Source organism: Pseudonocardia sp. C8, from assembly GCF_014267175.1.
Classification (GTDB): Bacteria; Actinomycetota; Actinomycetes; order Mycobacteriales; family Pseudonocardiaceae; genus Pseudonocardia.
Map to the genome: position 1 here is coordinate 2,938,138 of NZ_JACMTR010000002.1, position 23,802 is coordinate 2,961,939.

General features: G+C 74.1%; 24 protein-coding genes. 15 read left to right on the forward strand and 9 right to left on the reverse strand.

Translation table 11 applies throughout. The annotated features are described in order from the left end of the window. Window positions 1-91 precede the first annotated feature (91 nt). The 6 genes from dnaK to H7X46_RS14250 are packed head-to-tail and all read left to right on the forward strand — an operon-like array spanning window position 92 to window position 6,791. Window positions 92-1,981 (forward strand): molecular chaperone DnaK, encoded by a 1,890-nt coding sequence (dnaK, locus tag H7X46_RS14225; protein WP_186359856.1) that lies wholly within the window; start codon window positions 92-94, stop codon window positions 1,979-1,981. Window positions 1,982-2,001: 20 nt separating this feature from the next. Continuing rightward, on the forward strand, window positions 2,002-2,523 hold the full coding sequence (locus tag H7X46_RS14230) for a nucleotide exchange factor GrpE (protein WP_186359857.1): 522 nt from the start codon (window positions 2,002-2,004) through the stop codon (window positions 2,521-2,523). Then, the gene (locus H7X46_RS14235) at window positions 2,523-3,455 is read left to right on the forward strand and encodes a DnaJ C-terminal domain-containing protein (protein ID WP_186359858.1); all 933 of its coding nucleotides are present in this window, start codon (window positions 2,523-2,525) and stop codon (window positions 3,453-3,455) included. The genes H7X46_RS14230 and H7X46_RS14235 overlap by 1 nt, the downstream gene beginning before the upstream one ends. An 11-nt stretch (window positions 3,456-3,466) precedes the next feature. After that, complete coding sequence (locus H7X46_RS14240; protein WP_186359859.1) at window positions 3,467-3,778, forward strand: chaperone modulator CbpM; 312 nt, start codon at window positions 3,467-3,469, stop codon at window positions 3,776-3,778. A 1-nt stretch (window position 3,779) separates the two neighbouring features. Beyond that, window positions 3,780-6,407 carry an ATP-dependent chaperone ClpB gene (clpB, locus tag H7X46_RS14245; RefSeq protein ID WP_186359860.1) on the forward strand — a complete coding sequence of 876 codons (2,628 nt, stop codon included), beginning with the start codon at window positions 3,780-3,782 and terminating at the stop codon, window positions 6,405-6,407. Window positions 6,408-6,443: 36 nt separating this feature from the next. Continuing rightward, a complete protein-coding gene (locus H7X46_RS14250; RefSeq protein ID WP_186359861.1) occupies window positions 6,444-6,791 on the forward strand; it encodes a hypothetical protein in 348 nt (115 codons plus the stop codon). A 19-nt stretch (window positions 6,792-6,810) separates the two neighbouring features. Here H7X46_RS14250 and H7X46_RS14255 read toward each other — a convergent pair whose 3' ends face one another. The 3 genes from H7X46_RS14255 to H7X46_RS14265 all read right to left on the reverse strand — a co-directional run bounded on the left by H7X46_RS14255 (window position 6,811) and on the right by H7X46_RS14265 (window position 8,495). Then, window positions 6,811-7,023 carry a hypothetical protein gene (locus H7X46_RS14255; RefSeq protein ID WP_186359862.1) on the reverse strand — a complete coding sequence of 71 codons (213 nt, stop codon included), beginning with the start codon at window positions 7,021-7,023 and terminating at the stop codon, window positions 6,811-6,813. Window positions 7,024-7,095: 72 nt separating this feature from the next. Further along, window positions 7,096-7,530, reverse strand: a complete 435-nt coding sequence (locus H7X46_RS14260) for a DUF6069 family protein (RefSeq protein WP_186359863.1) — start codon at window positions 7,528-7,530, stop codon at window positions 7,096-7,098. A gap of 65 nt (window positions 7,531-7,595) precedes the next feature. Continuing rightward, window positions 7,596-8,495 carry an MBL fold metallo-hydrolase gene (locus tag H7X46_RS14265; RefSeq protein WP_186359864.1) on the reverse strand — a complete coding sequence of 300 codons (900 nt, stop codon included), beginning with the start codon at window positions 8,493-8,495 and terminating at the stop codon, window positions 7,596-7,598. Window positions 8,496-8,598: 103 nt separating this feature from the next. On the opposite strand from H7X46_RS14265, the gene H7X46_RS14270 reads away from it, so the two are divergent. The 5 genes from H7X46_RS14270 (at window position 8,599) to H7X46_RS14290 (ending at window position 13,213) form a co-directional block, all read left to right on the forward strand. Further along, the gene (locus H7X46_RS14270) at window positions 8,599-10,203 is read left to right on the forward strand and encodes a DASS family sodium-coupled anion symporter (protein ID WP_186359865.1); all 1,605 of its coding nucleotides are present in this window, start codon (window positions 8,599-8,601) and stop codon (window positions 10,201-10,203) included. 118 nt (window positions 10,204-10,321) lie between these two features. Next, entirely contained in the window at window positions 10,322-10,804 is a 483-nt protein-coding gene (locus tag H7X46_RS14275; RefSeq protein WP_255426138.1) for an SPW repeat protein, read from the forward strand. 67 nt (window positions 10,805-10,871) lie between these two features. Continuing rightward, window positions 10,872-12,119, forward strand: a complete 1,248-nt coding sequence (locus H7X46_RS14280; RefSeq protein WP_186359867.1) for a tyrosine-type recombinase/integrase — start codon at window positions 10,872-10,874, stop codon at window positions 12,117-12,119. Window positions 12,120-12,177: 58 nt separating this feature from the next. Beyond that, window positions 12,178-12,816, forward strand: a complete 639-nt coding sequence (locus tag H7X46_RS14285) for a bifunctional 2-polyprenyl-6-hydroxyphenol methylase/3-demethylubiquinol 3-O-methyltransferase UbiG (protein WP_186359868.1) — start codon at window positions 12,178-12,180, stop codon at window positions 12,814-12,816. Window positions 12,817-12,850: 34 nt separating this feature from the next. Continuing rightward, window positions 12,851-13,213 carry a hypothetical protein gene (locus tag H7X46_RS14290; RefSeq protein WP_186359869.1) on the forward strand — a complete coding sequence of 121 codons (363 nt, stop codon included), beginning with the start codon at window positions 12,851-12,853 and terminating at the stop codon, window positions 13,211-13,213. A 23-nt stretch (window positions 13,214-13,236) separates the two neighbouring features. On the opposite strand, the gene H7X46_RS14295 is transcribed toward H7X46_RS14290, so the two are convergent. The 6 genes from H7X46_RS14295 to H7X46_RS14320 are packed head-to-tail and all read right to left on the reverse strand — an operon-like array spanning window position 13,237 to window position 18,795. Continuing rightward, window positions 13,237-14,268 (reverse strand): ferrochelatase, encoded by a 1,032-nt coding sequence (locus H7X46_RS14295; RefSeq protein WP_186359870.1) that lies wholly within the window; start codon window positions 14,266-14,268, stop codon window positions 13,237-13,239. 7 nt (window positions 14,269-14,275) lie between these two features. Then, window positions 14,276-15,052, reverse strand: coding sequence for an enoyl-ACP reductase FabI (gene fabI / locus H7X46_RS14300; RefSeq protein ID WP_186359871.1), 777 nt, complete (start codon window positions 15,050-15,052; stop codon window positions 14,276-14,278). A gap of 29 nt (window positions 15,053-15,081) precedes the next feature. Continuing rightward, window positions 15,082-15,792, reverse strand: a complete 711-nt coding sequence (gene fabG / locus H7X46_RS14305) for a 3-oxoacyl-ACP reductase FabG (protein ID WP_186359872.1) — start codon at window positions 15,790-15,792, stop codon at window positions 15,082-15,084. Window positions 15,793-15,827: 35 nt separating this feature from the next. Further along, the gene (locus tag H7X46_RS14310; RefSeq protein ID WP_186359873.1) at window positions 15,828-16,817 is read right to left on the reverse strand and encodes a VWA domain-containing protein; all 990 of its coding nucleotides are present in this window, start codon (window positions 16,815-16,817) and stop codon (window positions 15,828-15,830) included. Continuing rightward, window positions 16,814-17,767, reverse strand: a complete 954-nt coding sequence (locus H7X46_RS14315; protein WP_370588768.1) for a DUF58 domain-containing protein — start codon at window positions 17,765-17,767, stop codon at window positions 16,814-16,816. The genes H7X46_RS14310 and H7X46_RS14315 overlap by 4 nt, the downstream gene beginning before the upstream one ends. Next, window positions 17,764-18,795, reverse strand: a complete 1,032-nt coding sequence (locus tag H7X46_RS14320; RefSeq protein WP_186359874.1) for a MoxR family ATPase — start codon at window positions 18,793-18,795, stop codon at window positions 17,764-17,766. Before H7X46_RS14320 ends, H7X46_RS14315 begins: the two co-directional genes overlap by 4 nt. A gap of 775 nt (window positions 18,796-19,570) precedes the next feature. Here H7X46_RS14320 and H7X46_RS14325 point away from each other — a divergent pair. The 4 genes from H7X46_RS14325 to H7X46_RS14340 all read left to right on the forward strand — a co-directional run bounded on the left by H7X46_RS14325 (window position 19,571) and on the right by H7X46_RS14340 (window position 23,802). Next, window positions 19,571-21,322 carry a dihydroxyacetone kinase family protein gene (locus H7X46_RS14325; protein WP_186359875.1) on the forward strand — a complete coding sequence of 584 codons (1,752 nt, stop codon included), beginning with the start codon at window positions 19,571-19,573 and terminating at the stop codon, window positions 21,320-21,322. Beyond that, the gene (locus H7X46_RS14330) at window positions 21,316-22,074 is read left to right on the forward strand and encodes a triose-phosphate isomerase family protein (RefSeq protein ID WP_186359876.1); all 759 of its coding nucleotides are present in this window, start codon (window positions 21,316-21,318) and stop codon (window positions 22,072-22,074) included. The genes H7X46_RS14325 and H7X46_RS14330 overlap by 7 nt, the downstream gene beginning before the upstream one ends. Continuing rightward, window positions 22,071-22,781, forward strand: coding sequence for a GntR family transcriptional regulator (locus H7X46_RS14335; RefSeq protein WP_222131313.1), 711 nt, complete (start codon window positions 22,071-22,073; stop codon window positions 22,779-22,781). Before H7X46_RS14330 ends, H7X46_RS14335 begins: the two co-directional genes overlap by 4 nt. Window positions 22,782-22,866: 85 nt before the next feature. Further along, window positions 22,867-23,802 (forward strand): sugar phosphate isomerase/epimerase, encoded by a 936-nt coding sequence (locus H7X46_RS14340; protein WP_186359877.1) that lies wholly within the window; start codon window positions 22,867-22,869, stop codon window positions 23,800-23,802.

The following is a 23,802-nucleotide window of genomic DNA, read 5'->3' on the forward strand; positions in this document are numbered from 1 at the left end:
TTGCGCCCGACAGCATTCCGTGTGGATCCCGCGCATCGACCCCCCACCACCGGGGCGCCGCGGACCGACCGCACCGTGACAAGGAGACCTCGTGGCCAAGGCCGTAGGAATCGATCTCGGTACGACGAACTCGGTGATCGCTGCCATGGAGGGCGGGCATCCCACCGTCGTCGCGAACGCCGACGGCGACCGCACGACGCCGTCCGTCGTCGGCTACACCGAGCAGGGCGAGCGACTGGTCGGCCAGCTCGCGCGCCGGCAGGCCATCCTCAACCCCAAGGGCACCGTCTCCTCGGCGAAGCGGTTCGTCGGGCGCCGGCACGACGAGGTCGCCGGCGAGCGGGACGCGGTGTCCTACGACGTCGTCGCCGGCGGGGACGGCGCCGCCCGGTTCGACGTCCGCGGCCGCCAGTACGCGCCGGAGGAGGTCTCCGCCCAGGTGCTGCGCAAGCTCGTCGACGACGCCTCGAAGTACCTCGGGGAGAAGGTCACCGAAGCGGTGATCACCGTGCCGGCGTACTTCAACGACGCGCAGCGGCAGGCGACCAAGGACGCCGGCAAGATCGCCGGCCTGGACGTGCTCCGGATCATCAACGAGCCGACCGCCGCCGCGCTGGCCTACGGCCTGGACAAGGAGAAGAGCGAGACCGTCCTGGTCTTCGACCTGGGCGGCGGCACCTTCGACGTCAGCATCCTCGACATCGGTGAGGGCGTGGTCGAGGTCCGCGCCACCGCGGGAGACACCCATCTCGGCGGCGACGACTTCAACCAGCGCATCGTCGACCACCTCGCCGAGGGGTTCAAGAAGGACACCGGAATCGACCTGCGCTCCGACGCGCAGGCGCTGCAGCGGCTCTGGGAGGCCGCGGAGAAGGCCAAGGAGGAGCTGTCCTCGGTCAGCCAGACCACGATCAACCTCCCGTTCGTCACCGCCGACGCCTCCGGCCCGAAGCACCTCAACGTCACCCTGATGCGCTCGACGTTCGACCAGATCACCGAGGACCTCGTGGAACGCTGCCGGGGCCCGGTCGAGCAGGCGATCGCCGACGCGAAGCTGACCCCGACCGACATCGACGAGGTCATCCTGGTCGGCGGATCCACCCGGATCCCGGCCGTGCAGGCGCTGGTCCGCCGGCTCACCGGCGGCCGGGAACCGAACATGACCGTCAACCCGGACGAGGTCGTCGCGCTCGGCGCCGCCGTCCAGGCCGCCGTGATCAAGGGTGAGGCGAAGGACGTCCTGCTGCTGGACGTCACCCCGCTGTCGCTGGGCATCGAGACCCTCGGTGGCGTCATGACCAAGGTGATCGAGCGGAACACGACGATCCCGGCTCGGCGCAAGGAGACCTTCAGCACCGCGGAGGACGACCAGCCCGCCGTCGACGTCGTCGTGCTGCAGGGTGAGCGGGAAAAGGCCGCCGACAACCGGGTGCTCGGCCGGTTCCGGTTGGAGAACATCCCGCCGGCGCCCCGCGGCGTCCCGCAGATCGAGGTCACCTACGACATCGACGCCAACGGCATCCTCAACGTCTCGGCCATGGAGAAGACCACCCGGACCGAGCAGAACATCACCATCAGCGAGAGCTCCAACCTGGAATCGTCCGAGGTGGACCGGATGGTCGCCGACGCCGAGAAGCACCGGGCCGAGGACGCCCGCCTGCGCGAGACCGTCGACGCCCGCAACGTCCTCGACACCGCCGCGTACCAGGTCGACAAGCAGGTCACCGAGCTCGGCGGGTCCGTCCCGGTGCACGAGAAGGCCCGCGCCGAGTCGCTGGTCGCCGACGCCCGCAGCCTGCTCGAGGACGCCGACCCCCCGCTGGACCGGATCAAGTCGCTCACCGCGGAGCTGCAGCAGGTGCTGCACGGCCTCGCGGCCGCCGCGGCCGGACCGGACGTGGGTGCCGCCCACGGCGCCCCGGGCGGCCGCCCCGGCCCGGACGACGACGACGTCGTCGACGCCGAGTTCACCACCTCCTGAGCGACGCCACGAGTAGGACGATGACCGAGCAGAGCACCGACGGGACCGCAGCCGGCCCGGACCCCGGGACCGGCGCGGCGGACGGCCAGGAGGCCGGCGAGCTGCGCGCGCGGATCGCCGAGCTCGAGGACCGCTGGCGGACCGCCGCCGCCGATCTCGAGAACTTCCGCAAGCGCACCGCCCGCGACGCCGAGCGGTCCCGCGAGCTGGAACGCGCCCGGGTGGCCCGGGAGTGGCTGCCCGTCCTCGACAACCTCGACATCGCACTGCAGCACGCGGAGTCCGACCCGGGCGCGATCGTCGAGGGCCTGCGCGCCGTCCGCGAGCAGGCCGCGGCCGTGCTCGCCCGGCTCGGCTTCCCGCAACGCGAGGACGAGCCGGGCACGGCCTTCGACCCCGCCCGGCACGAGGCCGTCAGCACCGTCCCGGCCGGGGAGTTCGCGCCCGGCACGATCGTGCAGACGGTGCGCACCGGGTTCGGCGACGGCGATCACCAGCTGCGCCCGCCCGGTGTCGTCGTCGCGGCCCCGGAGCCGAGCTGATGGCCACCACGCACGACACCGACTTCTACGCGACCCTCGGCGTCGGCCGGGACGCGAGCCCGGAGGAGATCCAGCGGGCCTACCGCAAGCTCGCCCGCTCCTACCACCCCGACATCAACAAGGACCCGGGCGCCGAGGACACGTTCAAGAGCATCACGGAGGCCTACGACGTGCTCTCCGACCCGGAGACCCGCAAGCGGTACGACGCCTTCGGCGCGGACTTCCGGTCGGTCCCCGAGGGCGTCGACCCCGACACCTGGGCCCGGGCCCGCGCGGGCGGTGAGCGCACCGGCGGGTTCGGCGACGGCTCCACCTTCACCTGGTCCGACGACGACATCGACATCGAGGACCTCCTCGGCGGGATGTTCGGCGGGCGTGCCCGGCGGGCCCGGGGCCCGGTGCCCGGCGCCGACCAGGAGGCGGAGATCGAGCTGACCCTGCAGGAGGCCTACCGCGGCGGCCGGCGCTCGCTCACCCTGTCCGGCCCGGACGGTCCGAAGACCCTCGAGGTGAACATCCCGCAGGGGGTCACCGAGGGGAAGCGGATCCGGCTGGCCGGGCAGGGCGGGCGCGGCTTCGACGGCGGCGAGCCCGGCGACCTGTACCTGATCGTGCGGTTCGCCCCGCACCCGCGCTACCGCGTCGACGGCCGGGATGTCTCGCTGACCGTGCCGGTCGCGCCGTGGGAGGCCGTGCTGGGGGCGACCGTCGCGCTCGAGATCCCGGACGGCGAGGCCAAGGTCAAGATCCCGCCCGGCACGGCCGGCGGGAAGCGGCTGCGCCTGCGCGGGCGCGGCATCCCGGACCCGCGCGGCACCGCGGGCGACCTGTACGCCGAGGTCCGCGTCGTCGTCCCCACCGACCCGACGGAGGCCGAGCGCGACCTCTACCGCGAGCTGTCGACCACGTCGACGTTCGAGCCGAGACGATGAAGGAGGCCCGGATGACCTACCCGCTCGTCCTGGGACACGTCGGCGCGCACCGCCTCGACCCGGAGTCCTTCGCCGAGACCGCCGGCGTCCACCCGGAACTCGTGCACCGGTGGGCGACCCTCGGCCTCGTCGAGTGCGTCACCGACGCCCGGGGCAACCGGTGGTTCCCGGTCACCGAGCTCGCCGCCGTGGCCCGGATCCAGCGGCTCCGGGCCGGGCTCGGGTTGAACTACGCGGCCCTGGGTGTGGTCGTCGACCTTCTCGACCGCATCGCCGAGCTCGAAGCCACCCTGCAGCAACGCCCACGACGCACCGGAGGCTGACGTGGACCCCGACCGCCTCACCCAGAAGTCCCAGGAAGCCCTGCACGACGGCCAGACCAAGGCGCTCCGGTACGGCCACACCGAGGTGGACGGCGAGCACCTGCTGCTGGCCCTGCTCGAGCAACCCGACGGGCTCGTCCCCCGGCTGATGGCCGCCGCGGGCGTCGACACCGACCGGCTCGCCGGCGCCCTCGAACGCGAGCTCGACCGGCGTCCGAAGGTCAGCGGCCCCGGCGTCCGGCCCGGGCAGGCGGCCGTCACCCAGCGGCTGTCCCGGCTGCTCGACGCCGCCGACCAGGAGGCCAGGCGCCTCAAGGACGACTACGTCTCGGTCGAGCACCTCATCACGGCGATGCTCGACGAGGGCCGCGCCGGCCCCGGCGGGCGGCTGCTGCACGAGGCAGGGCTGAGCAGGGACGCCTTCCTGAAGGCGCTCACCGACGTCCGCGGCCACCAGCGGGTGACCTCCGCGACCCCCGAGGGCACCTACGAGGCGCTGGAGAAGTACGGCCGCGACCTCGTCGCGGAAGCGGCGGCCGGCCGGCTCGACCCGGTCATCGGCCGGGACGCCGAGATCCGCCGGACCATCCAGATCCTGTCCCGCAAGACGAAGAACAACCCGGTGCTCACCGGGGACCCGGGCGTCGGCAAGACCGCGATCGTCGAAGGCCTCGCCCAGCGGATCCACCACCGCGACGTGCCCGAGGGCCTCAAGGACAAGACGGTCTTCGCGCTCGACATGAGCGCGCTGGTGGCCGGCGCGAAGTACCGCGGCGAGTTCGAGGAACGGCTCAAGGCCGTCCTGAGCGAGGTCATCGGGGCCGAGGGGCGCATCCTGCTGTTCGTCGACGAGCTGCACACGATCGTCGGCGCCGGCGCGACCGAGGGCGCCATGGACGCCGGCAACATGCTCAAGCCGATGCTCGCCCGCGGCGAGCTGCACATGATCGGCGCGACCACCGCCGACGAGTACCGCCGCCACATCGAGAAGGACGCCGCGCTGGAGCGCCGGTTCCAGCAGGTCGTCGTGGACCAGCCGTCGGTCGAGGACGCGATCTCCATCCTCCGCGGGCTCCGCGAGCGGCTGGAGGTCTTCCACGGCGTCAAGATCCAGGACGGGGCGCTGGTCGCGGCCGTGGTCCTGAGCGACCGCTACATCACCGACCGGTTCCTGCCGGACAAGGCGATCGACCTGGTCGACGAGGCGTGCGCGATGCTCCGGACCGAGATCGACTCGATGCCCGCCGAGCTCGACGAGTACACCCGCAGGCTGACCCGCCTCGAGATCGAGGAAGCCGCGCTGGCCAAGGAGACCGACGCGGCCAGCGGCACCCGGCTGGAGGAGCTGCGCCGCGAGCTCGCCGACCTGCGGTCCGACGCCGCCGCCATGCGCGCCCGGTGGGAGGCCGAGCGCCAGGCCGTGCACAAGGCCCAGAACCTGCGCGGCGAGATCGAGCGCGTCCGCGTCGAGGCCGAACGGGCCGAGCGCGACTACGACCTGAACCGGGCCGCCGAGCTGCGCCACGGCCGCCTTCCGGACCTCGAGCGGCGGCTGCAGGCCGAGGAGGAGCGCCTCGCGAGCAAGCAGGGCGGCAACCGGCTGCTGCGCGAGGTGGTGACGGCCGACGAGATCGCCGCCATCGTCTCCCGGTGGACCGGGATCCCGGTGTCCCGGCTGCAGGAAGGCGAGCGGCAGAAGCTGCTGCGGCTCGACGAGCTGCTGCACGAGCGGGTGATCGGCCAGGACGAGGCGGTGCTGCTGGTGGCCGACGCCGTCATCCGGGCCCGGTCGCACATCAAGGACCCGCGGCGCCCGATCGGGTCGTTCCTGTTCCTCGGGCCGACCGGAGTCGGCAAGACCGAGCTGGCCAAGGCGCTCGCCGCGAACCTGTTCGACACCGAGCGCAACGTGATCCGGCTCGACATGAGCGAGTACCAGGAGCGCCACACCGTGTCCCGGCTGGTCGGCGCCCCACCCGGCTACGTCGGGCACGAGGACGGCGGCCAGCTCACCGAGGCGGTACGGCGCAAGCCCTACTCGGTGCTCCTGTTCGACGAGGTCGAGAAGGCCCACCCGGACGTCTTCAACACCCTGCTCCAGGTGCTCGACGACGGCCGGCTGACCGATTCCCGGGGCCGCACCGTCGACTTCCGGAACACCGTCATCATCATGACCTCGAACATCGGGTCGCAGTACCTGATGGACGGCGTCACCAGCGGCGGCGAGATCAAGCCCGAGGCCCGCGAGGCCGTGCTCGCCGACCTCCGCGCGCACTTCCGGCCCGAGTTCCTCAACCGGATCGACGACATCGTCCTGTTCAAGCCGCTCACCCCGCCGGACATCGAGAAGATCGTCGACCTGATGTTCGGCGAGCTCCGGGACCGCCTGGCCGAGCGCCGGATCTCCCTGGAGGTCACCCCGGCGGCGCTGCGGTTCATCGCGGAGCAGGGGTTCGACCCGGTCTACGGCGCCCGCCCGCTGCGCCGGTTCCTCACCCGCGAGGTGGAGACCCGGATCGGGCGGGCGCTGCTCGGCGGGGAGGTCACCGACGGGGGCACCGTCTCGGTGTCCCTGCACGACGGCGAGCTGGCCGTCACCTACGACGAACCGGCAGGCGCCGCCGCATGACGGCGCCGGACACCCACCCCGGAAAGGCGGTCCGCCGTGCCCGAGAACCCCACCGTCCGTGCCCACCTGGTCGGCAACCCGTTCGGCGGTGAGCTCGACAACCCGTGGCCGCCGGGTCGTCCGGCCGACGGCGAGCAGGTGGCCCTGTTCCTGTTCGAGGTGACCTCGGTGGACGGGACCCGCGACCACAGCCGCACCTTCCACACCGTGCCCGCGGTCCGGGCCGCGACCGGCGCGCTGGGTCCGGCCACGAGCGAGCCGCAGGGGGTGACCGTCCGCTGGTGGGGGTGCGGGACCGCGACCGTCGCCGGGGTCCCGGAGGACGACCCGCTCTCCCGCGAGGTGCGCCCGGACGACCCCGCGTTGCTCGACCCGGCCGGGTAGGTTCTCGCGGCCGTGATCCTCAGGGCAGCTGACGCGGCCCCGCGCCCGGCCCCAGCGACTGCGCCCGGGAGCCGGACACGCGCCGGTACGCCCAGACCCCGCCGCCGACCAGGAGCGCGCCCGCGGCCAGCCACGCCAGCGACCCGACCAGCCAGCCCAGCACCGGCAGCACCACACCGGTGAGCACCACGATCGCGCCGATCCCCGCCAACACCAGCACTGCGATTCTCATAACTCCACGGTGCCGTGCCCCCGGCGCCGCCACCTCGGGGTCGCCCCGGAGACGGCTCGGGGTCGGCCGCCCCTACCGGGCGCGGGTGCGCAGCAACGCGGGCACCAGCACCGCCACCGCGAGGTGCACGAAGAACAGCGCCACCTGGGTCCCGGGTGTGGCGTCGACGAGGAAGATCGGGACCATCGACGCGGTGAGCACCACCGCGGCCAGCGCCGTCCAGATCCGGGCGGCGTGCCGGGTGAGGCGTTCGAGCAGGACCAGGACGGCCCAGCCCAGCAGCGACACGACGAGCGTGACCGCCGCCGTCGTCCCTGCCCCGATGGTCACCGATCCGGTCGGGTCCCTGAGGACGTAGTCGGCGCCGGCGAGCACGCCGACGGCCCAGACGACGAGCGTCACGACGACGGTGGCCCCGACGCCGGCCGGGCGCAGCAGCCGGCGGCGCGCCGCCGGGAAGCCGGAGGAAGTCGGATCGACGGTGTGGACGGTTGTTGTTTCGCTCATGGACACAGCCTCTGAGCTGAAGCTGAGTTCAGGTCAAGTAGCTCGTCCCGGATGTGTCACCGGTCTCAGCGCGCCACCCGGTACCGCCCGGGCTCGACGAGCTCGACGGTCCCGCCCGCGACCAGCCGGGCCAGGTGCTGCTCCGCGGTCCGCCGCTCCACGGTGTCCGCCCAGGGCAGGTCGACGTGCGGGCGGTAGACGATCCGGTGGGCGACGATCTCGTCGAGGGTGCGCGGCTCGGCGAGGAACTCCAGCAGCCGCTGTTCCCGGGTGCCGATCACGTCGCGGTAGGCACGCAGCTGGCCGGCGAACTCGGCCGCGCCGGTCACCACGCCCTTGTGGTGGAACGTGCCGTACCAGCGGGCCTGCACCTGCAGGCACTGCTCGATCGACGCCTCGAACGCCGACAGGTCGCTGCCCAGGTCGCCGTAGTACGGACCGAACCGGCTCAGGTCGATGTCGCCGACGAAGAAGAAGTCGTCGGGCTCGACCAGGAGCCCGCAGTGGCCGGCCGTGTGACCGGGCAGGTGCACCACGGTCAGCGTGCGGTCGCCCAGATCGAGCCGGGTGCCGTCGGCCAGACCGGTGGCGTCCGGGCGGTCCACCAGCCCGAAGTCGCGCACGAGCTCGGCCCGGAACTCCCCGGACCGTTCCCGCGGCAGTCCGTAGCCCTCGACCAGCGCGTCGACCGAGCGCACCGCGGGCAGGTCCGCCTCGTGGACGTACACCGGCACCTCGGGGAACCGGTGCAGCCCCGCCAGGTGGTCCTCGTGGCCGTGGCTGACGACCACCGCGTCCACCCCGGTCCCGTCCAGGCCCTGCTCCCCGACCGCGAGCGACGGGTCGACCAGCACGGTCTCCGCGCTCCCCCGGATCAGCAGCGAGTTGCCGTGCGGGTAGCGGCCCCCGTTCTCCGGGACCAGCACCCCGACGGCGCCATGATCGTGACGGCTCAGGCCCACCATCGGCACCTCCTTGCGACCGGGCCGACCCTACTGCCCGGCCCGGCCGGAGCCGACGATCTCCGCCCGGGTGGCCGCCGGTCGTGACCCCTGTCACGCTTCGCCCATGAGCGACCAGAGCCCGGGCACCCGGACCGACGTCGACCAGGCCCTGCTCGGCCACGCCACCTACCGCAGCCTCGGTGAGCAGCGGCTCTCCCCCACCGAGGAACGGTTCGAGAAGGGCCGCCGCACGGTCGGGCTGTTCCTCGCCCCGGCGGTGACGATCGTGTTCCTGCTGCTGCCGCTGACGATCGAGCCGCAGCAGCAGGTGCTGGCCGGCGTGCTGCTCGGCGTGATCGTCCTGTGGGTGACCGAGGCGGTGCCGATCCCGGTCGGCGGACTGATCGGGGTCGCGGCCGTCGTGATCCTGCAGGTGGTGCCGGCCGACGACGCGCTGGCACCGTTCGGATCCTCGACGATCTTCACGTTCATCGGGGCGTTCATCCTCGCGCAGGCGATGCTCAAGCACGGCCTGGCGCGGCGGTTCGCGTTCCGGATCCTCGCCCTGCCGCGCGTGGGGCAGACGACGACCGGCGTGATCATCGCGTTCGGCGCGATCACGTGCGTGCTCTCGGCGTTCGTGTCCAACACCGCGACGGTGGCCATGCTGCTGCCCACCGCGATCGGCATCCTCGCGGTGATCGCCAAGCTGCTGCAGGAACGTGGGCTGGTGGCCGAGGACTTCGACCCGCTGCGGCTGCGCGTCGGAGCGGCCCTGATGCTGATGCTGGCCTACGGCGCGAGCGTCGGCGGGCTGCTGACGCCGGTCGGCAGCCCACCGAACCTGATCGGCCGGGGCCTGATCGAGGAGGCCACCGGCAGGCAGATCACGTTCGCGCAGTGGATGGCCGCCGCGGTCCCGATCTGCCTGCTGATGTTCGTGGCGCTCGCCCTCGTGCTGCTGCTGCTCAACCGGCCCGAGATCCGGCGCATCGAGGGCGTCGGCGAGTTCGTGGCCCAGCAGCGCGCGGAGATGGGGCCGCTGTCGCGGGCGGAGAAGAACACGCTGATCGCGTTCGGCATCACCGTCGCACTGTGGATCCTCCCCGGTGTCGTCGCGCTGGTCGCCGGCGCCGACTCGCCGGTCTACGACGCCGTCAGCGAACGGCTCGACGAGGGCGTGGTCGCCGTCCTCGGGGCCGCGCTGCTGTACGTGCTGCCGACCGACTGGGCGAACCGGGAGTTCACCCTGCGCTGGCGGGACGCCGCAGAGATCGACTGGGGCACGATCCTGCTGTTCGGCACCGGCATCATCTTCGGTTCCCTGCTCGCCGACACCGGCCTGGCCGAGACGCTGGGCAACGCCGCGGCGTCCGGGCTCGGGCTGAGCAGCATCGTCCCGATCACGATCTTCGCCGTGGTGCTGGCGATCGTCGTCTCGGAGACCACGAGCAACACCGCGTCGGCCGCGGTCGTGGTGCCGATCATCATCCCGGTGGCCGTCGCGGCGGGGGTCAACCCGTTCGTGCCGGCACTCGCGGCCACGTTCGCCGCGTCGTTCGGGTTCATGCTCCCGGTGTCGACACCGCAGAACGCCGTGGTCTACGGCTCCGGGGCGGTGCCGATCACCAAGATGATCCGCTCCGGGGTGTCGTTCGACGTGCTCGGCGCTCTTTTGATCATCGTGCTCATCCCGCTGATGGTGGCGGTGCTGGGGCTGGGTGCCTGAGTCGCCTCGCGCGGAATATTGCCTCTGTCCTGCGGGTGCGAGCAGGTCGACAATCGTGCGAGGCGGACACTCGTCTTGCACGGAGGTGAGCATGATGTCCACCCCACAGAACCCTCCCATGTCGGAGCACCCCGACCTCGCCGAAGTGCGGCGCGGGCACGAGCTGCAAGAAGTCCGGATGCGCTACGAGCGGGCGGCCGAGACGGCCACCGGGCAGCTCATCGAGGGCGTGATCATGCTCGCCGGGCTGTACATCGCCCTGTCGGGTTGGATCATCGGGTTCGCCGGACCGCTCCAGATGAACAACCTGGTCGTCGGCCTCGCGATCGCCGTGCTCGGCTTCGGTTTCGGTGCGGCCTACGGCAGCACCCACCGCCTGGCCTGGGTGTGCCCGATCCTCGGCGCCTGGACCATCGTGGCGTTGTGGCTGGTCAGCGGAGCCGCGGGCGGCATCGGCGCGCTCCTGACCAACATCATCGCCGGCGTGGTGGTGCTGCTGGCCGGGCTCGCGTTGCTCGGCACGACCCGGATGGGTGACGCCGGGCAGATGTTCCGCGGCGGCCGGACCGGGACCGGGGGCGGCACCGCCGGTCACATGTGAGAACGGCGGCCCGGGCGTCGGGGGCGGGACCGGACCACCCGGCCACGGTCCGGCACGATCGTCGGCGATGACCGACCCCGCCGCGCTCACGGTGCTCACCGCACTCCCCCGCCGTCCCGGGCCGGCGCTCCCGGGCCCGCACCCCGGCCCGGACGCCGACTGGCCCGGCGTCGACGACCCCGCCGCGCTGCGGGGCCTGGTCGCCCGCTGGCTGGCCGGCTACGGCGCCGCGCAGACCCGGCGCACCTACGCCTACGCGCTCGGGCTGCCCCCGGAGTGGGCCGACGCCGTCACCGGCGCCGACCGGCCCGCCCGCGCCGCCGGCAGCGGGCGCACGCCGCCACCGGCCCGCCGAGGCCGGCTGCACCACCTGGCGTACTTCCGCTGGTGCGCGGGCCACGCGCTGGACCCGCGGGCGGCGACGGCCGCACACGTCACCACCTGGCTGCACGCCCTCGACGCCGCCGGGGCCGGCAAGCGGACCCGGGCCCGGATGCTGTCCACGGTGTCGGCGTTCTACGCGTTCCTGGCCGAGGACGGTGTGATCGACGCGAACCCGGCCGCGCTGCACCGCGGGCGGCTCGGGCTGGCCGGGACCTCCCGGGACCCGTCCCCCACGATCCGGCTGACGGCCGACCAGGTCCGCGCGTTGTGGGCGGCCGCGGCGGCGCTGCCGAACCGCACCCGGCACCGCGAGCTCTACGCCCGCCGCGCCGTCGCCTACGTCGCGCTGCTCTGCCTGGGCCTGCGGATCTCCGAGATCACCGGGCTGGACCGCGACGACCTCGTCGTGTCCGGCGGCGAGCGGGTGCTGCGGGTCCGCGGCAAGGGCGGCACGGTCCGCGAGGTGTTCCCCGGGGCGGCGACCGTCGACGCGCTGACCGGGTACCTGCTGCTGCGCGACCGCGAGTACGGCGACCCGCTGCCCGCCCGCACCGGGGGCGCCCGCCGCTCCCCGCTGCTCGCCACCAAGGACGGCGGCCGGTGCTCCCGGCACGACCTGCACCAGCTGCTGCGCCGGATCGCCCGGCACGCCGGGCCGCCGCTGGCCGAGGTCGCCGACCGGGTGCACCCGCACACGCTCCGGCACGCCTACGTGACGCTCGCCCTGGAGGCCGGGGCGCCGATCCAGCACGTCCAGGCCGACGTCGGGCACGCCAGCATCGCCACCACCCGGCACTACGACCGGTCGCTGCGCACCCGGGCCGGGAGCGCCGCCGACCTGGTGACGGGGCTGGTCACCGAGACCGGCCGGGAGCGCACCGGTCCCCCGGACGAACGGGAGGACCCGCAACGGCCGCGCGCAGACGCTTGACCTCGAGCCGACTTCAGCTCGCAGGCTGGGCGGGACCCGACGACGGAGGAGCATGCAGATGGACGTCACCCCACCGGTCACCCGGTTCGAGCAGGCCTACCGGGACGGCGACCCGCCCTGGGTGATCGACGAGCCGCAGCCCGCCGTGGTGGCGCTCGCCCGCGACGGCGCGTTCACCGGGACCGTCCTCGACCTGGGCTGCGGCACCGGGGAGCACACCATCCACCTGGCGCGCCTCGGGTACGACGTGCTCGGCGCCGACGGCTCCGCCACCGCCGTCGAGCGGGCCAGGGCCCGCGCCGCGGCGGCCGGCGTGGCCGCCCGGTTCACCGTCGCCGACGCACTCGCCCCGGCCGGGCTCGGCACGTTCGACACGGTCCTCGACAGCGCCCTGTTCCACGTGTTCGACCCCGGCGACCAGGCCCGGTACGCCGACGCGCTGGCCGGACTCGTGCGCCCCGGCGGCGTCGTGCACCTGCTGGCGCTCGCCCGGACCGGTGCGGCCGCCGAGTTCGGACCGGTGATCGACGCCGCGGAGATCCGGGCGGCGTTCGCCGGGCCCGGGTGGACGGTCGAGGCCCTCGACCGGTCCACCTACCGCGGTGTCGTCACCGCGGACCTGGCCGCGTCGTACGGGGAGCCGGCCGGGACCCGGGTCGACGTGCCCGCCCACCTGGCCCGGATCGTCCGGACCTGACGCGGGACCGCCCCGGCTCGTTATCCTGCCCACCATGTCGCGACCGTCCGACCTCGAGGCCCGGCTCGCCGCGCTGGAGGCACGCGTCGAGGCCGTGGCCGCGGACGCGACGGCCGCCCGCCACCTGGCCGCGGCCCGCGACCGCGACCTCGCCGAGGTCGGGCGCAAGCTCGACGCGACCCGCTCGGGGGTCACCGGCCTCGGGGAGCAGTCGGCGGCCCGCTTCGCGCACCTCGAGGAGCGCTTCGCCCGGCTCGAACGGCGGCTCTACCACATCGAGGACGGGATGGGCACCGGGTTCGCCGAGCTGCGTGGCCGGCTCGACCAGGCCGCGGCCGGTCAGCAGCAGATCGTGGAGCTGCTCCACGAGGTGCTCGCGCAGGAGCGTGACCGGTAGGGACCTCCACGGCCCCCGGGAGATCAGGCCGGCCGGCGCGCCGGCAGGCAGCAGTCGACCGCGCACGGGGCGCCGTTGCGGGTGCACCCGGCGGCCGGGACGGCGCCGAGCCTGCGGGCGGGCAACCCGCCGGTGTGCTCCCGGACCAGCTCGATCACCATGTCCGCGAACCGCGGGTCCGGCCCGGCCGTGGCCGCCCGGGCGAAGCCCATGCCGTGCGCGGCGCACCGCTCGGCGGCCTCGTTGTCCAGGTCCCAGATGACCTCGACGTGGTCGGAGACGAACCCCACCGGGGCGACGACGACCGCCGGGACCCCCTTGGCGGCCAGGTCGTCGATGTGGTCGACGACGTCCGGTTCCAGCCACGGCACCTGCGGCGGGCCCGACCGGGACTGCCAGACGACGTCGAAGTCGTCCACGCCCAGCTCGGCGGCCACCAGGGCCGCCGCCTCCGCCACCTGCCGGGAGTAGCGGTGCCCGCCGTCGGCGGGCGTGCCCGCGGCGGCGTCGGCGGCGGTCGGGATCGAGTGTGCGGTGAACACCAGCCGGGCCGGGTCGCGCTGCTCGGCGGGCAGCCGCGCCACCGCCGCGCGGATCGCGTCGGCGTTGGCGCGCACGAAGTCCGGGTGGTCGTGGAAGTGCCGCAGCTTGACCAGCTCGGGTGCGCCGTCGCCGACGGCGGCCCGGGCCCGGGCGATGTCCTCGTGGTACTGGCGGCAGGCCGAGTAGCCGCCGTAGGCGCTGGTCGCGAACACCAGCGCCGACCGGATCCCGTCCCGCGCCATGGTGCGCACCGTGTCCTCGGCGAACGGGTGCCAGTTGCGGTTGCCGAAGTACACCGGCAGCTCGGTGCGGGCGGCGATCGCCGCGACCAGCTCCCGGTTGCGCGCGTTGATCGGCGAGACCCCGCCGAAGTGCTGGTAGTGCTCCTCGACGGCGTCGAGCCGCTCCGGCGGCACCCCGCGGCCCCGGGTCACGTTCTCCAGGAACGGGCGGACCTCGCCGGGGGCTTCGGGGCCGCCGAAGGACAGCAGCAGGATCGCGTCGAACTCCACCCCCCGATTAGACACCGACCGCGTGGACCCCGCCGTCGGCCATCACCATCGAGCCGGTCGTGGTCGGCATCCAGTCCGAGAGGACCGCGCAGACGGTCTTCGCGACCGGCACCGGGTCGTTCATGTCCCAGCCGAGCGGGGCCCGGGAGTCCCACACGTCCTCGAACGCGGAGAAGCCGGGGATCGACTTGGCGGCCATCGTCTTCACCGGGCCGGCGGCGACGAGGTTGACCCGGATGCCGTCCGGGCCGAGGTCCCGGGCCAGGTAGCGGGTGACCGACTCCAGCGCCGACTTGGCGACGCCCATCCAGTCGTAGGCCGGCCAGGCCTGCCGGTTGTCGAAGTCCATCCCGACGATCGACGAGCCCGGCCCGAGCAGCGGCTTGCACGCCACCGCCAGCGACTTCAGCGAGTACGCGCTGACCTGGATCGTGGTGGCGACGTCCGCCCACTCGGCGGACAGGAACGCGCCCTCGCCGAGCGCGCCGGGCGGGGCGAAGCCGATCGAGTGCAGCACGCCGTCGAGCCGCGGCTCGTCCCCGAGGTGCGGGGTGATGCGCTCGGCGAGGGTGTCCAGCTGCTCCTGGTCGGCCACGTCCAGCTCGACGACGGGTGCGGGCTTCGGCAGCCGCTGCGCGATCCGCTCGACGAGGCGCATCCGGCCGAACCCGGTGAGCACCACCTCGGCGCCCTGCTCCTGGGCGATCTTGGCGGAGTGGAAGGCCAGCGAGGCGTCGGTGATCACACCGGTGATCAGCAGCCGCTTGCCGTCGAGCAGTCCCATGACGTCCTTTCGAGATCTGGAGTTGCGGGCTAGTGGCCCATGCCGAGGCCGCCGTCGACCGGGACGACCGCCCCGGTGACGTAGCCGGCGCCCGGCGAGGCGAGGAAGGTGACGACCGAGGCGACCTCGTCGGGGTCGGCGTAGCGGGCCAGCGGGATCGTCCCGAGGATCTCGTCGCGGCGCTTCTCGCCGAGCGCGCGGGTCATGTCGGTGTCGACGAACCCGGGGGCCACCACGTTCGCGGTGATGCCGCGGCTGCCGAGCTCGCGGGCCACGGAGCGGGCCAGGCCGACCAGCCCGGACTTGGACGCCGCGTAGTTGACCTGGCCGGCCGAGCCGGACAGCCCCACCACCGACGACACGAAGATCATCCGGCCGGCCTTGGCCTTCAGCATCCCGCGCGACGCCCGCTTGGCGACCCGGTAGGCCGCGGTCAGGTTCGCGTCGACGACCTTGGTGAACGACTCCTCGCCCATCCGCATGAGCAGGCCGTCGTCGGTGATCCCGGCGTTCGACACGAGCACCTCGACCGGGCCGTGCGCGGCCTCGACCTCGGAGAACGCGGCGTCCACCGACTCGGCGTCGGTCACGTCGCAGCGCACCGGCAGCAGGTCGTCCGGCAGGCCGTCCTTCCCGGACCGGTACGTCACCGCCACCTGGTCCCCCTGGGCAGCGAACGCTCTCGCGATCGCCAGCCCGATGCCGCGGTTGCCTCCGGTCACGAGCACGCTGCGTCCCACGGGGCCAGAACCTAACGCACGCGGGTGCCCGCCGGTCACGGCAGGCGCCGCCCCAGCAGGACCCCGGCGCCCAGCCCGCCGAGCAGCAGGACGAACCCGCCGATCATCCAGGGCCGGCTCGCGTCGACCTCGCGTTCCTCGTAGCCGAGCTCCTCGGACAGGTCGGAGTAGACCGCGCGCAGCTCGGACTCGGTGGCGGCGGTGAAGAACCGGCCGCCGGACAGCGTCGCGATGCGTTCCATCGCCGCGTCGTCGACGGCGACCGGGGTGCGCCCGCCGTCGAGCTCGATCGTGCCGTAGCCGGTCCCGAACGAGATCGTCGACACCGGCATGCCCCGCTTCTGCGCCTCGGACGCGGCGGTGAACGAGCCGCGCGGCTCGTTCTCGCCGTCCGGCCCGGGCACGGTCTGGGTGCCGTCGGAGAGCAGCACGATCCGGGCCGGCGGCGGGACCCCCTGCTGGTCCGGGCCGCCCTGCAGCGAGCGGGAGAACGTGTCGATCGACTGCATGGCCGTGAAGATCGCCTCGCCGGTCGCGGTCGACTCGGCCAGCTGCAGGTTGTCGACGGCATTCTTCACCGCGTTGCGGTCGGTGCTCGGCGACACCAGCACCGCGGCCGTCCCGGCGAACGAGACCAGGCCCAGGTTGACGCCCGGGGTCAGCTGGTCGGCGAACTGCTTCGCCGCGGACTGCGCGGCGGCCAGCCGGGTCGGCGCGACGTCGGTGGCCTTCATCGACAGCGAGACGTCGATCACCAGGACCACCGTGGCCCGGTTGCGCGGGACCTTGGCCAGCGCCTGCGGCCCGGCGAGGGCCACCGTGAGCACGGCGAGCGCGGCGATCAGCGCGACGGCGGGCACGTGCCGCCAGCGGCCGGGCCGCTTCGGCGCGACCGTCTCCAGCAGTTCGAGGTTGGTGAACCGGACGACGTCGCGGCGCCGGCGCCGCAGCAGCCACACGTACCCGGCGGCCATCGCGGCGACGATCAGCAGGCCCAGCAGCCACCACGGCGTCGCGAACCTCATGCCGGCCTCCCCCGCTCCCGCCCGCCGGACCAGGAGTGCTTGCGCGCGACCGCGAACCGGACGACGTCGGCCACCCAGTCCCGGTCGGTCCGCAGGGTCAGGTGCGCCGCACCGCACCGGCGCAGCGCCGCCGCCACCTCGTCGCGGTGCGCGGACGCGGCCGCGGCGAACTCGCGGCGCAGCAGCGGGGTCGTCTCCACCTCGCGCTGCCGCCCGGTCTCCGGGTCGGCCAGCACGACCGTCCCGACGTCGGGCAGCTCGAGCTCCCGCGGGTCGACGACCTCGATCGCGAGCAGGTCGTGCCGCGCCGACAGGGCACGCAGCGACCGCTCCCACACCGGCGCGCCGAGGAAGTCGGACAGCACCGCGACCAGCCCGCGGCGCCGCGGCGGGCGGCGCAGCTGGTCCAGCGCGCCGGTCAGGTCACCGCGGACCCCCTCCGGGGCGGCCGGTGTCGCCGCCACCCGCCGCACCAGGCCGCGCGCGTGCACCGTCCCGGCCCGGGCGGGCAGCCGGACGGTCCGCTCCCCGGTCGCGACGACCGCGCCGATCCGGTTCCCGCCACCGGTGGTGAGCTGGGCGACGGTGGTCAGCCCGGCCAGCACGAGGTGTCGCTTGTCGGTGTCGGCGGTGCCGAAGTCGAGGCTGCGGGACAGGTCGACGACCGCCCAGGTCTCCAGCTCGCGGTCGGCGACCGTCTCCCGGACATGCGGGGCCGTGGTCCGGGCGGTGACCGACCAGTCCATCCGGCGGACGTCGTCGCCGGGCTGGTAGGGCCGCGCCTCCCCCGGCTCGCTGCCCGGCCCGGGCAGCAGCCCGATGTGGTTGCCCTGCAGCAGGCCGTCCAGCCGGCGGCGGACGGCCAGCTCCATCGTCCGCAGCGACGCCTCGAGCCGGACGAGGTCGGGGGTGGTCCCGTCCCCCGGAGCGGGCGGCCGCTCCGCGGTCACGCCGGGCCACCTGCCGGGCGGGCACTGACCTGGGGCAGCGGCACGGTCTGCAGCACCCGGGAGACGAGGTGGTCGACCGGGACCTGGTCGGCGACGGCGTCGTAGGACAGCACCAGGCGGTGCCGCAGCACGTCCGGAGCCACCTCCAGCACGTCCTGCGGGAGCACGTAGTCCCGGCCCCGGACCAGGGCCAGGGCACGGGCGGCGGCCACGATGCCCAGCGACGCGCGCGGCGAGGCCCCGTAGGCGATCCAGGACGCGACGTCGGTCAGGCCGTGCTCGCCCGGGAGCCGGGTCGCGACCACCAGCCGGACGACGTAGTCGACCAGGGCGTGGTGCACGAACACGTCACCGGCGGTGCGTTGCAGCCGCACCAGCTCGGCCGGGCTGAGGATCTGCGCCGGCTCCGGCGGGGTCACCCCCATCCGGTAGATGATCTCCCGCTCCTCCTCGACGCCCGGGTACTCGATCAGCAGCTTGAACAGGAAGCGGTCGCGCTGCGCCTCGGGCAGCGGGTAGACGCCCTCGTTCTCGATCGGGTTCTGGGTCGCGAGGACCAGGAACGGGTCCGGCATCGGGTGGTCCCGGCCGCCGAGCGACAGCTTGCGCTCGGCCATCACCTCGAGCATCGCCGACTGCACCTTGGCCGGGGCGCGGTTGATCTCGTCGGCGAGCACGAAGTTCGCGACGACCGGGCCGAGCTCGACGTCGAACTCCTCGCGCCCCTGCCGGTAGATGCGGGTGCCGAGGATGTCGGCGGGCACCAGGTCCGGGGTGAACTGCAGGCGGGCGAAGCTGCCGCCGACGACCTTGGCGAACGTCTCCACCGCGAGGGTCTTCGCGACCCCGGGGACGCCCTCCAGCAGCAGGTGCCCGCGGGCCAGCAGCCCGACCAGCATCCGCTCGACCAGCCGGTCCTGGCCGACGATCACGCGCTTGACCTCGAGCACCGCGCGTTCGAGCCGCTCGGCGTCGTGGGCCGGGGTGGTCGGCGTGCCGACGGTGTCCTGCGACGGAGTCGTGCTCACCGTGCCATCCCATCGCGGGGGCCGTGTGACGGCCGTGAAAGCGGAGTGGGCGGACGTCCGCCGTGTCCGTGCCGTGTTCCGGCGGCCGCTCCCCTCCGGCGGCGTCCGTCGTCGAGGCGGCCGGGGTCGTCGTCGTTTGGTTGACGAAACGCTGGTGTCAATGATTCATTGACATCATGGGCACGGCCGAGTGTCGATCAACTCTCGGACGCCCCCGGCAGGGCGAGAACGCGCGCCTCGACCGAACCACCGCCGTCGATCTGCACGATCCGGCCCGCGCCGGGGCCAGAACGCGCGTCTCGACCGGCGCATCCTCGTTGATCTGCACGCTTTCGCCGCGGCCAGGGCGAGACCGTGCAGATCGACGAACGCCGCCCTGTCGATCTGCACGCTTCCGCCCCCGCCAGGGCGAGAACGTGCGTCCCGGCCGGCGCCTCCCAGTTGATCAGCACGCTTCTGCCCCGCCCCGGGCACGAACGTGCAGATCGACAAGACGCTCGCCCATCACGCTCCACGATTCCGCTGGTGATCTGCACGGTGTCGCCCCGTCTCGGGCGAGAACGTGCACCTCACCCCACACCTTCTCCCGCGGCGATCCGGGCGCGGGCGAGACGGAGCGCACCGCGCCGCTCCCCCCGTCCGGCACCCCGGGCGACCGCGAGTACGCGAGCCGAGTGCCGCGCCGCGGTGGCCGGCGCTCGCGACCCACCAGCTGCACCCTCTTCCAATTTCCTATAGGATTCACCTGCCCGCACCCCGTGACGAGAGGACCGCGATGACGCGCCTGTTCAACGACCCCGGCGAGTTCGCCGCCGAGATGACGGCCGGGTTCGCCGCCGCCTCCGCCCGCTGGGCGCGCGCGGTGCCCGGGGGCGTGGTCCGCAGCACCGCGAGCCCGGAGCCGACGGTGTCGCTGGTCGTCGGCGGCGGCTCAGGCCACTACCCCGCCTTCGCGGGCCTGGTCGGGCCCGGCCTGGCGCACGGCGCGGCGATGGGCAACCTGTTCGCCTCACCGTCGGCCCAGCAGGTGCACGCGGTCGCCGCGGCGGCCGACCAGGGACGCGGGGTGCTGCTGTCCTACGGCAACTACGCCGGCGACGTCCTCAACTTCGACGCCGCACAGGAACGCCTGCGCGCCGAGGGAGTCGACTGCCGGACCGTCGTCGTCACCGACGACGTGTGGAGCGCCGGCCCCGACGAGCGGCACCGGCGCCGCGGCATCGCGGGCGACCTCACCGTCTTCAAGGTCGCAGGCGCGGCCTGCGCGGCCGGCTACGACCTCGACGGCGTCGAGCGGGTCGCGCGGCTGGCCAACGCGCGGACCCGCTCGCTCGGTGTCGCGTTCGGCGGCTGCACGCTGCCCGGTGCCGGCGAGCCCCTGTTCGACGTCCCGGCCGGCCGGATGGGCGTCGGCCTCGGCATCCACGGCGAGCCCGGCATCGACGAGACCGACGTCCCGACGGCGGCCGGGCTGGCCGAGCTGCTGGTCTCCAACCTGCTCAAGGAGGTCCCGGACGGCGCCGGGGCCCGAGTCGTCCCGATCCTCAACGGCCTGGGCTCGGTCAAGTACGAGGAGCTGTTCGTCGTCTACGGCACCGTGCACCGGCTGCTCGGCGAGGCCGGGCTCGAGGTCGTCGACCCCGAGGTCGGCGAGTTCTGCACCAGCTTCGACATGCCCGGCGCCTCGCTGACCCTGCTGTGGCTCGACGACGACGTCCCCGGCGAGCTGGAGCGCCTCTGGACCGCGCCGTGCGACACCCCGGCCTTCCGGCGCGGCGCCGTCGGCGGGCAGGGCGCCGTCATCCCTGCCGCGTCCGGGGCGACCACCGGGGCCGGCCCGGCCGCACCCGGCACAATCACCGAGGGGAGCCCGGCGTCGCAGGCCTGCGGGGCCCGGATCGCGGCCGTCCTCGACGACGTGGCCGCCGCACTCGACGCGCACGCCGACGAGCTCGGCCGGCTCGACCGCGTCGCCGGCGACGGCGACCACGGCATCGGCATGCAGCGCGGCGGCCGGGCCGCCCGGGACGCCGCGGCCGGGGCGGCCGGGCAGGGCGCCGGGGCGGGCACCGTCCTGCGCCGGGCCGCCGACGCCTGGGGCGACCGCGCCGGCGGCACCTCCGGCGCGATCTGGGCGGCGATGCTCGACGCCCTCGGCACCGCGCTCGGCGACGACGACGCCCCGGACGCCCGCGCCGTGGCCGGCGGGGTCCGCGCCGCCGAGCAGGCGGTCGCACGGGCCGGCGGGGCCGCCGTGGGCGACAAGACCATGGTCGACGCGATCGTGCCGTTCGCCCGCGCGTTCACCGAGCGCGTCGACGCCGGCGACGACCTCGCCGCCGCCTGGGACGCCGCGGCCCGGCTCGCGACGGACGCCGCCGACGGGACCCGCGAGCTGGCGGCCCGGCTGGGCCGGGCCCGGTCGCACGGGGACCGCAGCATCGGCACGCCCGACCCGGGCGCGGTCTCCTTCGCGCTCGTCGTGCGGACGGCCGGGGAACGGCTCCGGGAGGACCCCCGGTGCTGATCGGCATCAGTTTCAAGACCTGGTTCTCGCACGCCCGCACGCTCGACTGGCTGCGCACGGTCGCCGCGACCGCCGCCACCCACGAGGCCGTGACCTCCGGGCTGGTGCGGCTGTTCGCGCTGCCGCAGTTCCCGACCGTCCCGGCGGCACTCGAGATCGCCGGGCCGGCCGGGATCGCGGTCGGCGCCCAGGACGTCGCGGTGCACGACGAGGGCCCATGGACCGGCGAGGTGTCCGGCGCCGTGCTCGCCGAGCTCGGCGCGACGCTGGCCGAGATCGGCCATGCCGAACGCCGCGCACACTTCGGCGAGACCGACGACGTCGTCGCGGCCAAGGTCCTCGCCGCGCGCCGCAACGGGCTCACGCCGGTGCTGTGCGTCGGCGAGACCGAGCACTCCGCGCACGCCGCCGACGAGGTCCGGGCCCAGGTCGACCGCGCCCTCGCCCCGGCCCGCGCGGCCGGCCTCGACGGCCCGCTGGTCGTCGCCTACGAGCCGGTGTGGGCGATCGGCGCCCCGGAGCCGGCGCCGGTCGCGCACGTCCGCGCGGTCGGCTCGGCGCTGCGCGCACACCTCGCCGGGCTGCCGGACACCCGGGTCATCTACGGCGGGAGCGCCGGGCCCGGCCTGCTCCCGGAGATCGCCGGCGCCGTCGACGGGATGTTCCTCGGGCGGTTCGCGCACGATCCGGCCGCGGTTACCGCCATCCTGGACGAAGCACTGTCGACCACGACGAGCGGAGGCGCCCGGTGAGCACGAGGTCCGGCCTGCGCGGCGGCATCGAGCGGCGCGGCCTGCGCGACCACGTCTACGAGCGGATCCTCGAACTGCTGCTCTCCGGCGGGCTCGAGCCGGGCACCCGGCTGGGCATCGACACGATCGCCCGCGAGCTCGACGTCTCCCCCACCCCGGTGCGCGAGGCGATGGTCCAGCTGGAACGGACCGGGCTGGTCACCCGGGAGGCGCTCAAGGGCTACCGGGTCGCGCCGCCGCTGGGCGCCGACCAGCTCGCCGAGCTGTTCGACGCCCGGCTGATGCTGGAGACCACGGCGGCCCGGATGGCCGCACCGGCCACCCCGGAGATGCTCGACGACCTGCGCGCGACCCAGCAGCGGCACGCCCGGGCCGGCTCCGCGGTCGCCGCCGCCCTCGCCGAGGGCCGGGTCGACCCCGCACTGACCGCCGAGTACTTCGCGGCGGACACCGCGTTCCACGACGTCGTGCTGCACCACAGCGGCAACCGCTACCTGCGGCAGATGTCCGAGACGCTCGGCGCCCAGGTGCACCGGATGCGCCAGACCGCCCTGCAGGGCGTCCCGGACGTCGAGGAGGCCGTCACCGAGCACGCGGCCGTCGTCGACGCGTTCGCCACCGGCGATCTCGAGGCCCCGGTCACGGCGCTGCACCGTCACCTGGAGAACGTCCGGGAGCGCTCGCTGCGCTTCGAGACCGGCACCTGACCCCCGGAGCACGGCCGCCCGAACGGTTGACTCCGATACTCGATCCTATAGGATCTATCAAAGAGCACGATTGAAGGAGCCGCTGATGCCCCCCACCCCGGATCTCACCGCGGAGACCTGGCCGATCGCCGTGTGCATGCACGGTTTCGCCCCGGTCGGCCCGGACGGGGTCGCCCTGCACGACGCACCGGCCGAGCGCTGGGACGCGGTGTTCGCCGAGGTCGCCGCGCTCGGTTTCACCGAGCTGGAGCTCGCCGACTCCCACATCCGCCCGGCCGACCTGGAGCCGGTCCGGCGCGCCGAGCTCCTCGCGGTCGCCGAGCAGCACGGCGTCAAGATCATCTCCGTGCACGTGCAGCGGCAGAGCGTGCTGCAGCCGGGCCACGAGGACCGCAACCTCGACTACGCCCACCGCACCATCGACGCCGCCGCCGAGATGGGCATGGACGTGTTCTCCACCGGGCTGCACCACCCGTTCTCCGCCGCGCAGAAGCGGGCGCTGTGGTTCTGGACCGCGCCCGGCTGGCGCGACCCCGACGACGCCGACACCCGCGCGTTCGCCGTCGCCCGGCTGCGCGAGCTGGGCAAGCACGCCCAGGACGCCGGCCTGCCGATGTCGCTGGAGATGTACGAGGACACCTACCTCGGCACCGCCGACTCGGCCGTGCAGCTGATCGAGGAGATCGGCCTGCCCAACGTCGGCCTCAACCCCGACATCGGCAACCTCGTGCGCCTGCACCGCCCGATCGAGGACTGGCGCGAGATGCACGCCAAGACGCTGCCGTACGCCAACTACTGGCACGTGAAGAACTACGCCCGCGACGAGGCCGCCGACGGCTCCTGGTCCACCTCGACGCCGACCTCGCTGCAGCTCGGGCTCATCAACTACCGGCAGGTCGTCCGCGACGCCGTCGCGCTCGGCTTCCGCGGCCCGTTCCTGATGGAGCAGTACGGCGGCGACTCGCTCGGCGTCTGCGCCACCAACCGCGACTACCTGCGCACCCTGCTCCCCCGCCCCTGA

What these genes read in the sequence shown, in the direction of transcription:
- H7X46_RS14230 (WP_186359857.1), top strand. Translation starts at nt 2,002, where the DNA reads ATGACCGAGCAGAGCACCGACGGGACCGCAGCCGGCCCGGACCCCGGG.
- H7X46_RS14235 (WP_186359858.1), top strand. Translation starts at nt 2,523, where the DNA reads ATGGCCACCACGCACGACACCGACTTCTACGCGACCCTCGGCGTCGGC.
- H7X46_RS14240 (WP_186359859.1), top strand. Translation starts at nt 3,467, where the DNA reads ATGACCTACCCGCTCGTCCTGGGACACGTCGGCGCGCACCGCCTCGAC.
- H7X46_RS14255 (WP_186359862.1), bottom strand. Translation starts at nt 7,023, where the DNA reads ATGAGAATCGCAGTGCTGGTGTTGGCGGGGATCGGCGCGATCGTGGTG.
- H7X46_RS14260 (WP_186359863.1), bottom strand. Translation starts at nt 7,530, where the DNA reads ATGAGCGAAACAACAACCGTCCACACCGTCGATCCGACTTCCTCCGGC.
- H7X46_RS14265 (WP_186359864.1), bottom strand. Translation starts at nt 8,495, where the DNA reads ATGGTGGGCCTGAGCCGTCACGATCATGGCGCCGTCGGGGTGCTGGTC.
- H7X46_RS14270 (WP_186359865.1), top strand. Translation starts at nt 8,599, where the DNA reads ATGAGCGACCAGAGCCCGGGCACCCGGACCGACGTCGACCAGGCCCTG.
- H7X46_RS14275 (WP_255426138.1), top strand. Translation starts at nt 10,322, where the DNA reads ATGTCGGAGCACCCCGACCTCGCCGAAGTGCGGCGCGGGCACGAGCTG.
- H7X46_RS14280 (WP_186359867.1), top strand. Translation starts at nt 10,872, where the DNA reads ATGACCGACCCCGCCGCGCTCACGGTGCTCACCGCACTCCCCCGCCGT.
- H7X46_RS14285 (WP_186359868.1), top strand. Translation starts at nt 12,178, where the DNA reads ATGGACGTCACCCCACCGGTCACCCGGTTCGAGCAGGCCTACCGGGAC.
- H7X46_RS14290 (WP_186359869.1), top strand. Translation starts at nt 12,851, where the DNA reads ATGTCGCGACCGTCCGACCTCGAGGCCCGGCTCGCCGCGCTGGAGGCA.
- fabI (WP_186359871.1), bottom strand. Translation starts at nt 15,052, where the DNA reads ATGGGACTGCTCGACGGCAAGCGGCTGCTGATCACCGGTGTGATCACC.
- H7X46_RS14310 (WP_186359873.1), bottom strand. Translation starts at nt 16,817, where the DNA reads ATGAGGTTCGCGACGCCGTGGTGGCTGCTGGGCCTGCTGATCGTCGCC.
- H7X46_RS14325 (WP_186359875.1), top strand. Translation starts at nt 19,571, where the DNA reads ATGACGCGCCTGTTCAACGACCCCGGCGAGTTCGCCGCCGAGATGACG.
- H7X46_RS14340 (WP_186359877.1), top strand. Translation starts at nt 22,867, where the DNA reads ATGCCCCCCACCCCGGATCTCACCGCGGAGACCTGGCCGATCGCCGTG.